Origin of the sequence: Sorangium sp. So ce362, from assembly GCF_051519845.1 — a bacterium.
GTDB lineage: Bacteria > Myxococcota_A > Polyangia > Polyangiales > Polyangiaceae > Sorangium.
This window is the reverse complement of sequence record NZ_CP150332.1, coordinates 8,719,618-8,733,313: the sequence shown is the minus strand read 5'-3', so window position 1 is coordinate 8,733,313 and position 13,696 is coordinate 8,719,618. Positions and strand designations below refer to the sequence as shown.

Below are 13,696 nucleotides of genomic sequence, written 5' to 3'. Positions count from 1 at the left end.
GTTCCTCTGCGGCCGCGCCCTCAGGGCGTCGCCGGGGCCAGCGCGTACGACCGGTGCGTCATCGTCACGCCGAGGCTCGTGAGCGCCGGATCCACGGCGGTGCAGCGCACGAAGCTCCAGTTGTTCGGCGTGGGGAACGCGAGCCCGAGGGAGCCGTCGGCGACCGTGCCCTCCCACTCGACGAGCGACACGTCGTCGAGGAACGCGGCGGCCTCGCCGCTCGCCGGCGCGCCCGCCCGGAAATAGAACCGCACGGAGCCCGCGTTCGCCGGCGGGGTGAGGTTGACGGAGAACTGCTGCCAGCCGTAGGTGCCGCCCACGCGCGTGAACACGACGCTGTTCGACACGCTCGTCCCGCCGCTCGTGTACCAGTAGACCTGCACGCGCATCTGCCCGGCGTTGTCCCCCTTCATGAACCCGGTCAGGGTCAGCTTGCGGCCGGCGTCGAACTTGACGCGGTTGTTCATGTACGTCGAGACCTCGGACGTGCTGCTCGACTTGCGCAGGAACACCATCGCGCCGGTCCCGCCGTGGACGACGCTGTTCTGGATGTAGCGGTATTCGCTCATCGACCACATCGAGCCTTCGTGGAAGGCGTCGTCGACGTCGCTGTCCTCGAAGTCGCCGTAGAGCATGATCTCCCGGCCGTAATCGCAGCTCGCCGCGGCGGTCGTCTGCAGGGCGGCGAGCGAGTCCGCGGCGGAGGACCGCAGGTGCTCGACGGGCCCTGTTGCGCTGCTCCTGAGCGGCACGATCCGCGTCTCGACGTGCTCGCTCGTCGTATACTGCGACGGATCGCTCACCGCGACGGCCCGCGGGCCGCTCGCGAACACGACCGCTCCGGTCAGGCCGTCCGCCGCCTCGCCGGGCGACGGCGCCGTCGGCAGCGTCGTGGAGAGGTGGGCGATGTGGCGGGCCGCCCGGCCGAGCCAGGCGCCGCTCACGAGCTTCGGGACGTAGTCCTCGTTCTGGAACGGGATGAGCTGCACGCGGTGCACCGCGCGGTTGCCGCTGGAGTCCTCGTCGATGTCGATCGCGGCGAGGTACGACTGGAACGTCTCGAAGACGTCCTGATCGAAGACCATGTTGCCGAGCGACATGAAGACGAAGCGGGGGCCGGCGCCGGCGTCGTGCAGCCCGACGCCGTGGATCGTGTGCGGGTGGTGCGCCACGACCATGCCGGCGCCCTTCTGGACGAGCTGGATGAACCGCCGCCGCATGCCGGACGTCGGATAGTCGCTGTACTCGGAGCCCCCGTGCAGCACCGGGATGCCGAAGCGCCCGGCCGCGTCCTCCTCCATGAAGTCGCTGATCTCCGCGAGGCTGAGCTCGAGCGCGCCGGCCTTGGCAGGGGGCCCGTCGGAGGCGGTGAGCGTGTACGCCGAGGCCGTCGTCCCGTCGTTGACGAGCTGGTTGAACCCCTGGAAGGCCATGTCGACGCCGCGGAGCGTCCGGTAGAGCACGGTGCCCTTCGCCGTCGTCTCGTCGGGCCCGGCGCCGAACCAGTCGAGGCCGGCGCTCGGCACGGCGCCGAGCGTGTCGAGGACGCCTCCCTCGAGGTAATCGAACATGTGGTTGTTCGCGAGGCTCACGGCGTCCACGCCGGAGAGCGCGAGCGCCCTGACCGTCTCGGGGTAGGAGAAGAACGTGAACGACTTGTACGGGTGGGGCGTCGCCGGGTTTTCGGTGACGGGGGACTCCAGGTTGACCTGCGTGTAGTCGGCCGACGAGAGGACGTCGCGCAGGAACGAGAGGACGGCGAGCGCGTCCGCCTCCCGCGTATCGGGGCGGATCAGGTCGCCGGTCTCCCCCTCGACCCCGTCGGCGTTGCTGTCGACGAAGCGCCGCCCGAACATCGTGTCGCCTCCCACGAGGAGCCTGGCGCGCCCCGCGCGCTGCTCGGTCAGCACGACGCGCCCGACCTCGGCGCTGGCCGCGGCGAGCGGCCGGTGCAGGTCGGCGGGGACGATCTCGCTGTAGTACCCGTCGACCTCGACGCGCAGCAGCACCGAGCGCCGCGCGAGCGCCGCCAGCGTGAACGCGCCCGTCTCGTCCGTGAAGGCGAGCTCGCCGTCGTTGACAGCGCCGCTCCCCCAGCCGATGGCCGTCACCTCCGCCCCCGCGATCGGCGACCCCGCCTCGTCGACGACGACGCCGGTGGCATCGATGGGTGTCGCCGCGTACGTCGCGTCGAACGCCGCCTCGGCCGCGTCGAAGCGGTAAGCGGCCATCGCCTCGCCCGCCGGGAGCGCGGCGCAGAGCGCGGCGCACGCGGACAGGGAGGGGAGAGTGGTTGCGGAGAGGACGCGTTTTCTTGCCATGATCGCTCCCGGTCTGTTGGGGGCCTGTACTGGACGACCGACATCAAGAGATGATGGCGACGCCAGAAAAGGAGAGCTCCGCCGGTACCGGTCAGTCACGCGCGAAAACGCCGTGTGACCGGACATCAGCGTTTCTCATCCGGCCGTTGAAAGGGCCGCGAGCGTCGACTGGCCGCTCAGCCCTCACTGCTGAGACAGCGAGAGCGCCGACCCATGCACGATCCGATCCGTTCCAGTGCTGGCGTTTGGGACAAAGACGATTCACGCGAGACTATCATGCTTGGGTCGGTGCTCGCTATGGGATCGCGTGGAGCCGCCTGCGATTTGTTGTCTTGTCGGCGCGGCAATGCGTCCCTGCACGTGAAGGCGTGCGCATGGACGGCGCGCTGTGGCGATGCGCGCCTGTGTCGCATAGGGGCGTACCGCCCTGGGCCGGCAGCGCGCGCGTGCCGCAGCGGCTCCGCCTTTGTCGGAGCCGTTCATCGCGGCTGGCCATCAGGGCGCTTCCTACACGCCTCGTTGCATGGGCGCCGTCCTGGTGGGGTGTGCGTCTCTCGCGCTGACGCAGAAACACCGACGATGGTCGGCGAGGGCGATCGAGGTTGCGTCGTCGGTCTATCGGCGCGATCTCAGCCCGCCGACAAAGCTCACCAGCGCGACGATGCCCCCGAGCGGGAGAACGAACAGCCCCGCCGCGGCGCAGTTCAGCAAGGTCGAGAGGGTCTCCGCCAGCAGCCGGGCCTCCTGCGCGGCGTCCGCGCTGCCCGATGCGACGGCGGACGCGAGCACGACGGGCAAGGCGCCGCACGCGACGCCTCCCGCCACGGCGAGGAGGCCGAGCGTCGTCCCGCAACCCCACCGGCGTTGCAGCAGGGCACGCAGGCCGAGCGCGGCCGCGCCGAGGGTGGCCAGCCCGAGGAGGATCATCAGCACACAGAGCGCCTGCATCACGGGATCGCCCTGCTCCGCTGCATGGCGGCGGTCATCGCGGCGTGAGCCTGGCTGGTGCGGACAGCCGCCGAACGAAGCCGTTCGGTGGTCGAGCTCGCGGCGTCATTCCTTGGGTCCAGGCCTTTCGTCCTCTTCAGGTCCCACCCATTGATCCCAGCCTTCGGCGGGCTCGTGTTCCCCGTACGCCGCGAGCCAGTCCCGCGCAGCCTGCACGATCGGCGCGGGCGCCTCGAGGCTAAACTCCCAGGTCTCGAGCAGCGCCCGCAGCCGGCGGGTCGCGTCCTCGGTGCGCAGGAACTCATGGTCGTGGATGTCGGTGGTCGTGCGCTTCCAGCTGTCGAGGAGCGCGATGTATTTGTTGAAGAGCCCGAGGAGCTGCTCCGGCGTGGGGCGTTTGTCGGGATTTCCCCGCGCGAGATAGCGTGGCGCCGCGAAGGCGTACATGAGGTTGAGCACCCCGAACAGCGTGCCCATCACCTCGCCGAGCTCGTCCCATGACGCCTTCCACCGCTCTGGCTCCTTGGTCGCCAGCTCGTGGGCTGCTGCCAGCGCAGCCCTCCGCAGCTCTTCATCTGCATGCTGGGGCATGGATCTTCCTCACGGGGCTTTGCAGATCGGACCGATGAACGTATTGCGTATCGGTGAGATCCCTCCAGCACCAATTGCTATCGGCTTGCCGTCGTACACACCTTGTTTCCACGCAGACGTACGCGCACCAAGCGCGAATCGCGAGATGGGACAGGATCTCGCCGACCCAGGTCGGGCACGTGCTGCACCTGGCATCGCCGCAGTCCGTGACGAAACACAGGTGCTTCGTGGACGGTATGGAGTATCCCCACACGGCGTGCTTGCAGGGCGTAGAGTAGACACACCCGAACTCGTCCGTGCACTTGTAGCGCGGCGTGATGCCGAGCGGCAGCGTCGACGGATCGAGCGTCGAGAGCCACCGCTCAGCCTCCTCCGCGGCCGCCGGCATGTACTGCACCATGAGCTCGCTGAGTGCCGCCTCGTCGAGCGTCGCAGGGTCCAGGCCGAGCGACTCGATCATTCCTGCCAAGGCGTAGGTCGTGAAGGTCGCCTTCGTGGACGCGAGGGCGAACTCTTGCGGGTCGCCCCGCAGGAACGCCTCCTCGGCCAGCTCCTCCGGTGTCTTCGTCTCCTGGTCCGGCTCCTCCACGCTCTGGTCCGGCTCCTCCACGCTCTGGTCCGGTGCCGCTTCCTCCGGGACCGGGACGCCCTCCGGCGCCGAGTCGTCATCGCCTCCCGTGCCTGGGCCCACCCGGATGACACAGCCCGGGACCATCGCGTACCCAGCGATGGCCAACCCCATCACCGCAAGGAGCTGCCTCTGCAATCTTGCGCGCATCGCGCCGGAGGCAAGCGCTAGATCAGCGGCGTTTCCGCTGATCTTTGGACGGAGCAGCGGCGCGCCGCAGGCGCCTCGCCGTGTCGCGATGTCACGTGCGGTTCGATCTGTCGGCTGGGAGGCCGTTTGGCGTGGCGGGCGAGGTGACCGGAGAGTGGCGGTGTCCTCGTGCGCAGGATGCCGGTCGCTCCTCCTGCTGGCCGCGCAGGGCGCGGGCCCTTCAGATCGGATCGGGCTCGGCTTCCGCCTCGTCGTTCTTCTTCTTGTTCTTGGCGGCGGCGCGGGCCCGCTGGTGCGCCCGCCGCTCTTCCTCGGCCGCGTCTTCATACGGCGAGAGCAGGCGGTCGCGCAGGAGCGCGTGGGTCTCGTCCCTGTCGTCATCGTACTCGGCGTGCGCGCGGACCATGAGCGCGCCGTAGGCTTCGTGCCACGCCTCGACCGCCTTGACGGCCGGATCCGCGCCCTTGGCCTCGGTGACGCCGAGCTTGCTGCCATAGAGCTCGGTCCAGCGCCGGAGCCGGCCTACCTCGGCCGAGAGCCCGAGTCGCTCCACCGCGGCGTTTACCTCCTTGCGGTCGAGCGCGTTGACCATCGCGCTCATGCGCACCCATTGCTGGGAGTGGACGAGCCGGAGGAAGTCGGTGCCCGACGACAGCACCTCGGAGCGCACGAGCTCCGCGTCGGCGCGGCGCGCGGCCTCCTCGTCGGAGAGCGGCAGGATGCCCTCGTGATCGAACCCGCGCACGATGCTGTCGAGCTCACTGCCGAACGCCCCGATGCACCGGTCGGTGCCCCGATCGATCTCCATCATCGTGGCGTCGGTGCTGCCGAGCGCCTCGAGGGCCTCGGTGGCTGCGAGGACGGACTGAATCGAGGTCTCGACCTTGGCGGAGAGCTTGATCTTCTTCGATTTCAGCGCCTCCCGGTGGGCGGCGAGCTTGGTCCCTGCGACGATACACCCGCTCGGCGGGAGCCGGCGGGCGAGAAAGGCGGCTTTTCCCATGAGGCTTTGTTAACGCGGCTTCAGCGGCAGGAACAGGCGATAGCCGGATTCCGACGCACGTCGGCGGCGGTCCCCCCACCGGGCCGGACGCGTCGGCGGCGGTCCCCCCACCGGGCCGGACGCGTCGGCGGCGGTCCCCCCACCGGGCCGGACGCGTCGGCGGCGGTCCCCCCACCGGGCCGGGCGCGTCGGCGGCGGTCCCCCCACCGGGCCGGGCGCGTCGGCGGCGGTCCCCCCACCGGGCCGGACGCGTCGGCGGCGGTCCCCCCACCGGGCCGGACGCGTCGGCGGCGGTCCCCTCACCGGGGCGGCGCATGGCTGGGAGCGCGCTCCGTGCACAGGGATGTGGATCCGTGAGCGGCATGTCTCGACCCTGGCCGGGTCTCGGGCGCGTCCCGCTACGCGGCGGCGGAGACCGCCTTCTTCCCGTTCCGCGGCGCCGCCCTGCTCGCTCCAGCGCCCTGCGGCTTGGTCGGCGTGGCGCCCGCGGGCGGGGTGGAGACGGCGCGGACGAGCGCGGCGGCGATGGCCGCCGTCATCCGCGCGGTCGGCAGCCGCGGCGTGAAGGCGAGCACGCGCTCGCCGGGGCGCCGGCCGCGCGAGGACCGGCCGCTCCTCGCGAGCCGCTCGACGGCGCGCTCGCACGGCGAGCCCGGGGCGACGCGCAGCAGGAGCTCGGGCAGCCCGATGGCGCCGCCGGCGCCGGGCATGTAGACGACGCCGACCTCGATCGCCACGAAGCCGGGGAGCGCTGCGCGCGGCGAGAGGCCGAGCCGGAGCTCGTCGGCGTCGGGGCTGCCGTCCGGGATGCGGAGGCGGCCGACGATGCGGAGCTCCGGCGCCGTTGCCGCGGCGCGGACCGCCGCGCTCGCGGGCGTCTTGGCCGCGGCGCGGGCCGCCGCGCTCGCGGGCGCCTTGAGCGACCGCCGCACGCGCCGCGCGACGTCGCGCAGGAACGCGACCGGACGCGCCGCCGGATCGGCGGGGAGCTCGGCGAGGCGGCCGGTGCAGAAGATCGCGAGCAGCGCCGTCGCGTCGAGCGCGAGCAGGTGGGCGTGGTACGGCGAGATGCCCGCCACCGTGTAGACGCCCGCGCCGAGCGCGCCGAGCAGCGCGGCGAGCAGCGCCTTGCCGGCGCGCGTCGAGACGTCGAGGTAGACGCCGCGCGCCCGCGGCGGCTCGCGAAAGGCCTCGGCCTCCGAGACGGGGAGCCACTTGCCCGGGCGCCGCAGGGCCGCGCCGGCGTGCTCCGGGCGGGGCGTGCGGTGCGCCGCGAGCGCGGTCGCCGCGGCCACGAGGGCGGCGCCCGCCGTGCCGTCCCGCAGCAGGAGCTCCAGCGCCACGCCCGCGACGAGCGCGAGCCCCGCGAGGGCGGCGCGCGGCGCGAGCGGGATGGGGACGAGGGGCCGAGGCGCGACGCCCGCGGCGCGCGCGAGGCGCTCGTGCTCGCGCCCCTTGAGCGCGACGAGGGCGCTGTAGAGCGCGAAGAGGACCGCGCCGGCGGCGAGGTAGAGGGTGCGGCTGCGGTCGGGGCTCGCGGCCGCGGCGTCCGCCAGCCGCCCGAGCACGTCGGCGCCCGGTGGCGCCGCGGCGGGCTCGGGCTGGAAGGCGCGCGCGTCGGCGCGGATCGCCCACCTCATCGGCTCGGCCTTCGGGGCGTACGGGCGGAGCAGCTCGAGCTCGTCCTTGTCGACCGAGCGGCGGAGCGTGGAGAGCGTCGTGGGCGCCGCGAGCGCGTCTTCGTCCGGCGCCTCGCCCGCCGCGTCGGCGCGCGGCTCGTCGACGCGCGGCTCGTCGGGCGCGGCCGGGAGCGCGACGGTGAGCCGCGCCGAGTCGTAGCCGTCGTCCCAGAGGGGCCCGGTCCACGAGACGCGGGCGCTCGGGCCGTCCTGCTGGATGAGCCCTCGCTTCATGAGGTCCGTGCGGTAGCGGAAGAAGAGCACGAACACGCCGCGGCTCAGGCCCTTGCCGTCGAAGCGGGCCCGCAGCGCCGGCGGGCGGCGCGTGCCGTCCTCGCGCGGGCGGAGATCGGGCGGCAGGAGCTCGAGCTCGACCGGCCTCGCGGACGCGAGGGAGCTCGCCTCCGCGGCCTTGAGGGGCACGGCGTAGCTGCCCGGATCGATCTCGGCGTCCGGGTCGACGCCGCGGATGTCGAGCGCGCGGAGCGGCCCGCCCGAGATCTTCAAGGTGATCTTGTGCTCGACCGTGGCGGCGCCGGCCCGGTCGATCGCGAGCCGCACGTCGTCTCCGGCGACGTGCACCTCGACCCACGCGCGCGCCGGGAGCGCGAACGCGAGCGACACGAGCGCCGCCAGGAGCGGGAGCAGCAGCGCCGGCCCGGGGCGGCGGGCGATGCGAGAGGGCATGGTGCAGACGTCCCACGGCGCCGCGCGCGGGGCCAAGTTCCGGGAGGCTCCGGGGGCGGCGCTCGGCCCCCGGCGCCGGCCTGCCGGCGCGGCGGGGGCCGCGCTGCCTGCGCGATGGCCGATCAGGGGGCGGGGGGCGTGATCAGAACGCGACGCCGAGCGAGAGCGACCCCATGAGCTTGATCTTGCCCGTCTTCTCGTAGAAGACGTACGGCTGGTAGTTGCCTGCGGTGACCTCCGCCGGAGGGGCGAGCGCGACGCCGAGCCCGAACCCGCCCGACATGGCGAACCCCCCGTCGCGGCCGAAGATGTTCGTGCTCCCGATGATGAGGCCGAGGACGGCGCTGCTCACGTCGCGCTTCCCGGTGACGGCCTGGGAAGGCGTGTAGACCGCCTCGAACGACTCGTAGCCGAGGCGTCCTTTCACCCAGAACCCCCGCAGCGGCTTGCCCTCCACGTAGACACCGATGTCGGCCGCGAGCGCGTATCCGGTCGTGTCCATCGTCGCGTCCTCGAGCGAGCCCCAGATCCAGGACGGCGCGAGGCCGATGGTGAGCGGTCCGAGGATGGCGATCTCGCCCTCGAAGGTCACCCGGCCGAACAGGAGATCCAGGGCGTTGTAGCGGACCGACCAGCGGCAGCAGGTCGCCTCGGGCGGCATCGGCGGCGGCGGCGGTCCGGCCGGGAGGGCGTAACCCTGATCATAGCCGGGCGGCTGCTGGGGATAGCCTTGCTGTTGAGGATAGCCCTGCTGAGGATACCCTTGCTGTTGAGGGTAGCCCTGCTGCTGAGGATAGCCCTGCTGGGGATAGCCTTGCTGCTGAGGATAGCCCTGCTGGGGGTAGCCTTGCTGCTGAGGATACCCTTGCTGTTGAGGGTAGCCTTGCTGCTGAGGATACCCTTGCTGCTGAGGATAGCCCTGCTGCTGAGGATAGCCCTGCTGTTGAGGATAGCCCTGCTGTTGAGGATACCCTTGCTGCTGAGGATAGCCCTGCTGCTGAGGATATCCGGTCTGCGGCTGGGCAGCTCCGCCGGGCTGTCCCTGGCCTTGCGGGAGCGGTTGAGCGGGCTCTTGCGCCGCCGACGCGGGCGCGAGGAGGAGCGCGCCGAGTCCGAGCAGCACGCCGCAGGCTGCCGAGCGGGGAGCCATCCCGGAGGAGGGCGCGCGCGCTGGGCCCCGACCCGTGGTGAAAGCGCAATCCATGGCGGTCGACTCTACCGAATCCCGAGCAGGCCGGCTACACGCGCGCCGCGGACGGTCGCCGCGCTCGCGCGCGCGATCTGCTGCCTGTAGTCTCCGCCCCAATGCCGCCGGTCCCCGACGTCGCCACCGCCGCCGTTCCCGCGCCCGGAAGCCTCGCCTCCAGCGTGCCGGCGGCCGATCCGGGCGCGGCGCGCGGCGCCGAGACATCCCCGGCAGAGCTCGATCGCGCGCTGTTCGAGCTGGGCGAAGCGGCCCTCGGGTTCGCGCGCATGCCGCCCCGCGAGAAGGCCTCCCTGCTCCGCTCGTTGCTCCCGGGCCTGCTCGCCGCCGCGCGCCCGCAGGTCGAGGCGGCGTGCGCCGCCGCCGGGCTCGACCCCGGCGCGGCGGCGAGCGGCGAGGCGTGGCTCGCGGGGCCGTGCGCGACGCTCTCGCAGGTGCGCCTCCTGGCCGAGGCGCTCGAGGACATCGCCGCGCACGGCCGCCCGCGGCTCGGCCGCGGGGCGGTGCGCGCCCGCGCCGACGGCCGGATCGAGGTGGACGTGTTCCCGGCGGGCCTGAAGGACGCCGCGCTCCACGGGCCCCTCCGCGCGCGCGCCCTGATGCAGCCCGGAGCGACGCGCGCCGGCGTCCGGGAAGAGCAGGCACGCTTCTACCAGCAGCGCGACCCCGAGGGCGGCGTCGCGCTGGTGCTCGGCGCGGGCGACGCCGCGCGCTTCCCGCTCCGGGATGCGCTCCACGCGCTCTTCGTCGACGGGCGGGTCGTGGCGCTCGCGATGAGCCCCTGGAGCGCCCCCCTCGGCGCCCTCCTCGAGCGCGCCCTCGCGCCGCTCGTCTCGCGCGGGCTCCTCCGCTTCGTGTACGGCGGAGCCGAGGCGGTCGCCTACCTCGCGGCCCACCCCGCCGTCTCGGAGGTCCACGTCCACGGCGCGGCGGCGGCGCACGACGCGCTCGTCTGGGGGCCCCCGGGCCCTCTGCAGACGCGCCGGCGGGCGTCGGGAGAGCGGCTGCTCGACAAGCCCGTCTCCTCGGTGCTCGGCGGCATCCGCCCCGTCCTCGTGACGCCGTGGCTCTACGGCGAGGACGAGCTCTGGTTCCAGGTGAGACTCCTCGCGAGCCGCATCGTGAGCAGCGCCTCGCTCGGCGACCCCGCGGCGCACGTCCTCGTGCTGCCCAGGGGCTTCGTGCAGCGGCCGCTGCTCCTCCGGATGCTCCACCGCGCGCTCGCCGCGGTGCCGCCGCGGCGCGCCGCCCATCCGGAGGCCGAGGCGCGGCACGCCGCGCTCACGGCCGGGCGCCCGCCGCTCGAGCGCGAGCGCCTCGACGGCTCCGCCGACGCGCCGCTGCCGTGCGGCGTCGTGCGCATCGGCGAGCCCGGGCCGGGCGCGCTCCCGTGGACGCTGATCGCCGGGCTCTCCGCGTCGGACGCCGACGAGCCGCTGTTCTCGACCGAGCCGCCCTGCGGCGTCCTCTCCATCGTCGAGATCGGCTCGAGCGATCCGGTGGAGTTCCTGGAAGCGGCGACCCGCCTCTGCAACGACCGCCTCCACGGCACCCTGGGCGCGTCGATCATCGCGCACCCGATCAGCGAGGAGGACCCCGCCGTCGGCGCCGCGCTCGACCGCGCCCTGCTCGAGCTCCGGTACGGCGTGATCGCGGTGAACCAGGCGCCCGCCGCCGCGCACGCGATCGTCGTCCCGCCCTGGGGCGGCCACCCGAGCGCCACGCTCGCCAACATCCAGAGCGGGCTCGGCTTCGTGCACAACACGGCGATGCTCGGGCAGGTCGAGAAGACCCTCCTGCGCGCGCCGCTCACCGCCTTCCCTCGGCCGCCCAGCTTCGTCGATCACCGGCGCTCCCACGTCGTGGGCGAGCGGCTCGCTGCCTGCGCAGCCGATCCACGGTGGGGCAACGTCGCGCGTGTCGTGGCGGCCGCGCTGCGCGGGTGATCCAGCGCGGGGGCGCCGCGGCGCTCGGGCGAGGCCCGGACGCACAAAGCAGGTGGCGCCCACCAGGCTCCTGGTGAGCGCCACCCATCGCGCCCTCGCCGTCGAGGGCGCTCTCTTCACGTCGTCACGTCGACGCCGCGATCAGGAGGGAAGCGACGAGCGGAACTCCTTCACCTTCTCCAGGATGTCGCGCAGCGCGTTCCGCGAGGTCTCGGAGACGTCCTCGGCGAGCTTCTCGGCGTCGAGGAGCGTGGGCTCCAGCTTGCTCCAGGCGTCCTTCGCCTCCATGCCGGCGAGGTGGAGCCTGACGCGGATCTCGTCGCGCAGGGTCTGGAGCGACTCCAGGCTCTTTGTCAGATCGCTCTTCAGCTCGGACGTGATGTTGCTCATTCTTGTCCTCCCGTATCTACGAGGTGTGGGTAGCCCCGGCGCCAATGCATCGGCCGCGCCAGGCAGCGCGCTTCGACGCGGCGCGCGACGCCCGCGCGTCCAGACCGGAGCCGAGCCCATCCATCTCGCGAGCAGCCGCCGCGCGGCGCCCTCCTGCGGTGTGGCGAAATTGCTCGGTGACGTGCGTTTTTGCCCCGTCGAGGCGCGAGCGCGCCTGCGAGCTCCTCAGACGAGCGCCTTCTGCGCGAAGACGATCCCGTCGTGGTCGGCATAGACGAACCCGCCAGGAACATAGGTGATCCCGGCGAACGTCACGGCGACGTCGCGGTCCCCCGCGCCCTTCTTGTTGCTCTTTCGCGGGTGCGTCGCGAGGGCCTTCACGCCGATCGGGATGCGGGCGATCTCCTCCGCGTCGCGGATGCAGCCGTACACGAGCACCCCGGCCCAGCCGTTCTGATGCGCGATCGCGGCGATGTTGTCCCCGAGGAGCGCGCAGCGGAGCGAGCCGCCTCCGTCCACGACCAGCACGCGCCCCTGGCCCGGCTCTTCGAGCGCCTTGCGGACGAGCACGTTGTCCTCGTGGACCTTCACCGTCGCGACGGGCCCATGAAACAGGCGAGCTCCGCCGTAGTCCCGGAAGATCGGATCGGCGACGGCGACGGCGTCCGGGTGGTCGTCGCAAAGATCCGTGGTTCGAACCGTCGTGTGTGAGCTCATGACGACTCCTTGGCTGCTCCGCTGTCCTTGCCTGCGCCCGTGCCAGCGAAGGCCGCCGCGTCGACCCCGTGGCGGACGAGCCACCGGCGCAGCTGGTTCCGGTGCATCCCGAGCGAGCGGGCCGCGCGCGTGACGTTCCCCTGCTCGCGCCGCAGCGCCATCTCGATGGCGATCCGCCGCAGCTCCACCGGCGCCGGCGTGCGCTTCGCGACCTCCGTGATGTCGAGGCCCGCGGACGGCGCGAGGTGCGACGCCGTCACAACGGCGCGCCCGGCCGCGTGCGCCGACAGGCCCGCCTGCCGCACCTCGCGGAGCAGCTCCCGCACGTTGCCCGGCCACGCGCGCAGCGCGCACGACTCCACGAGGCTGACGCCCGGCGCGAGCCGCGCGCCGTCGCGCCTGAGCTCCGCCGCGATCAGCCAGGGCAGCTCCTCGAGCCGCTCCGTCAGCGCGGGGATCCGCACCTCGGGCCGGCCGATCCGGTAGTAGAGGTCCTCCCGGAAACGGCGCGCCGCGACCTCGGCCTGGAGATCCCTCAGGGTGGCCGCGCAGAGCCGGAACTCCACCTTGCGCGGGCGCGTGTCGCCGAGCGCGAGCACCTCGCGCGTCTCGAGGACGCGGAGCAGCTTGGGCTGAACCGACGCGTCGAGCTCCCCGATCTCGTCGAGGAACAGCGTGCCGCCGTGCGCGGCCTGGACATAGCCCTCCGCGTCGGCGTTCGCGTCCGAGTACGCCCCGCGCCGCGCCCCGAAGAGCAGCCGCTCCGCGAGGCCCTCCGGGATCGCGGCGCAGTTCACGGCGACGAAGGGGCCGCCCCGCCCCGTCGCCGCGTGGAAGGCGCGCGCCGCGAGCTCCTTGCCCGAGCCGCTCGGCCCTGTGAGCAGCAGCGTCTCGCCGCGCGCCCCCGCGCGGGCGATCCGCTCGCGGGTCTGCCTCAGCGTGGGGCCGACGACCTCGTCCACGTGCTCCAGGACGCCGCCCCGCTGGAACGGCGCGACGTCGGCGGTGAAGCGCAGCAGCGTGCCGCCGATCCGGAGCAAGCGCGGGAGCGACGGGAAGACCTGCTCCTCGACCTGCTCGCCGTCGACGAAGGTGCCGTTCCTGCTGCCGAGATCGGTGATCTGCAGGCCCTGGCCCGAGAGCACGACGCGGGTGTGCCGGCGCGACACCTGCTCGTCGTCGACGACAACCGTGTCGTCCGCAGACGCGCGACCGAGCACGATCGCGCCGTCCCCGAGCGGGATCGGCGCGCACGCAGGCTGCCCGCGGGTGAAGATGACCACGAGGCCGGGCGTCGCCGCCGCCGTGGGCGCCGCCTCTGCGTCGGACGCCCTGACCGTGGACTGATCGTCAGCACCCACACGGTAGGCATACCCGATCCCGGGCAACCCTGGAGGATCCGCGGGATGGGCTGCGTTGTGATTGCAAAAAT

Annotated in this window: 12 protein-coding genes; 2 read left to right on the top strand and 10 right to left on the bottom strand. The window is 73.0% G+C overall.

The window, feature by feature from the left end:
• Nucleotides 1–20: 20 nt before the first annotated feature.
• The 7 genes from WMF17_RS33605 to WMF17_RS33575 all read right to left on the bottom strand — a co-directional run bounded on the left by WMF17_RS33605 (nucleotide 21) and on the right by WMF17_RS33575 (nucleotide 8,668).
• A complete protein-coding gene (locus WMF17_RS33605) occupies nucleotides 21–2,321 on the bottom strand; it encodes a CapA family protein (RefSeq protein ID WP_437645110.1) in 2,301 nt (766 codons plus the stop codon).
• Nucleotides 2,322–2,936: 615 nt separating this feature from the next.
• Entirely contained in the window at nucleotides 2,937–3,269 is a 333-nt protein-coding gene (locus WMF17_RS33600; protein WP_437645108.1) for a hypothetical protein, read from the bottom strand.
• A gap of 105 nt (nucleotides 3,270–3,374) precedes the next feature.
• Nucleotides 3,375–3,860, bottom strand: a complete 486-nt coding sequence (locus WMF17_RS33595; RefSeq protein WP_437645106.1) for a hypothetical protein — start codon at nucleotides 3,858–3,860, stop codon at nucleotides 3,375–3,377.
• On the bottom strand, nucleotides 3,841–4,602 hold the full coding sequence (locus tag WMF17_RS33590) for a hypothetical protein (RefSeq protein ID WP_437645105.1): 762 nt from the start codon (nucleotides 4,600–4,602) through the stop codon (nucleotides 3,841–3,843). The genes WMF17_RS33595 and WMF17_RS33590 overlap by 20 nt, the downstream gene beginning before the upstream one ends.
• 256 nt (nucleotides 4,603–4,858) lie before the next feature.
• Nucleotides 4,859–5,641, bottom strand: a complete 783-nt coding sequence (locus WMF17_RS33585; protein ID WP_437645103.1) for a phosphoenolpyruvate--protein phosphotransferase — start codon at nucleotides 5,639–5,641, stop codon at nucleotides 4,859–4,861.
• 398 nt (nucleotides 5,642–6,039) lie between these two features.
• Nucleotides 6,040–8,007 carry a hypothetical protein gene (locus WMF17_RS33580; RefSeq protein ID WP_437645101.1) on the bottom strand — a complete coding sequence of 656 codons (1,968 nt, stop codon included), beginning with the start codon at nucleotides 8,005–8,007 and terminating at the stop codon, nucleotides 6,040–6,042.
• A 142-nt stretch (nucleotides 8,008–8,149) separates the two neighbouring features.
• Nucleotides 8,150–8,668, bottom strand: coding sequence for a hypothetical protein (locus WMF17_RS33575; RefSeq protein ID WP_437645100.1), 519 nt, complete (start codon nucleotides 8,666–8,668; stop codon nucleotides 8,150–8,152).
• Nucleotides 8,669–8,743: 75 nt separating this feature from the next.
• On the opposite strand from WMF17_RS33575, the gene WMF17_RS33570 reads away from it, so the two are divergent.
• Nucleotides 8,744–9,301: a hypothetical protein gene (locus WMF17_RS33570; protein ID WP_437645098.1), complete on the top strand. Its 558-nt coding sequence runs from the start codon at nucleotides 8,744–8,746 to the stop codon at nucleotides 9,299–9,301.
• A gap of 11 nt (nucleotides 9,302–9,312) precedes the next feature.
• Nucleotides 9,313–11,157, top strand: coding sequence for a hypothetical protein (locus WMF17_RS33565; RefSeq protein ID WP_437645096.1), 1,845 nt, complete (start codon nucleotides 9,313–9,315; stop codon nucleotides 11,155–11,157).
• A 141-nt stretch (nucleotides 11,158–11,298) separates the two neighbouring features.
• Here the strand turns inward: WMF17_RS33565 and WMF17_RS33560 are convergent, their stop codons facing one another.
• The 3 genes from WMF17_RS33560 to WMF17_RS33550 form a co-directional block, all read right to left on the bottom strand.
• Nucleotides 11,299–11,547, bottom strand: coding sequence for a hypothetical protein (locus WMF17_RS33560; RefSeq protein WP_437568081.1), 249 nt, complete (start codon nucleotides 11,545–11,547; stop codon nucleotides 11,299–11,301).
• A 225-nt stretch (nucleotides 11,548–11,772) separates the two neighbouring features.
• Complete coding sequence (rraA, locus tag WMF17_RS33555; protein ID WP_437597315.1) at nucleotides 11,773–12,264, bottom strand: ribonuclease E activity regulator RraA; 492 nt, start codon at nucleotides 12,262–12,264, stop codon at nucleotides 11,773–11,775.
• Nucleotides 12,261–13,625: a sigma 54-interacting transcriptional regulator gene (locus tag WMF17_RS33550; RefSeq protein ID WP_437645095.1), complete on the bottom strand. Its 1,365-nt coding sequence runs from the start codon at nucleotides 13,623–13,625 to the stop codon at nucleotides 12,261–12,263. The genes rraA and WMF17_RS33550 overlap by 4 nt, the downstream gene beginning before the upstream one ends.
• Nucleotides 13,626–13,696: the final 71 nt, after the last annotated feature.